Source organism: Alteromonas sp. ABV4_515, from assembly GCF_056160345.1.
Map to the genome: position 1 here is coordinate 1 of NZ_JBSWWZ010000033.1, position 443 is coordinate 443.

Annotated in this window: 1 rRNA gene; it reads right to left on the reverse strand. The window is 49.2% G+C overall.

The annotated features are described in order from the left end of the window. A 23S ribosomal RNA gene (locus ACXAGX_RS20540) occupies nt 1–443 on the reverse strand; the annotation flags it as partial.

Below are 443 nucleotides of genomic sequence, written 5' to 3' on the forward strand. Positions count from 1 at the left end.
ACCTTCAACCTGCCCATGGCTAGATCACCGGGTTTCGGGTCTATACCTAGCAACTCAACGCGCAGTTAACACTCGCTTTCGCTACGGCTCCGCTATTCGCTTAACCTTGCTACTAAATATAAGTCGCTGACCCATTATACAAAAGGTACGCAGTCACCCCGAAGGGCTCCCACTGCTTGTACGTATACGGTTTCAGGTTCTATTTCACTCCCCTCACAGGGGTTCTTTTCGCCTTTCCCTCACGGTACTGGTTCACTATCGGTCAGTAAGGAGTATTTAGCCTTGGAGGATGGTCCCCCCATCTTCAGTCAAGATAACACGTGTCCCGACCTACTTAATATGTACCTGTTGCCACTTCGTGTACGGGACTATCACCCTGTACCGTTAAACTTTCCAGAATATTCCACTATCACAACAGATATCGGCTAGTCCCCTTTCGCTCG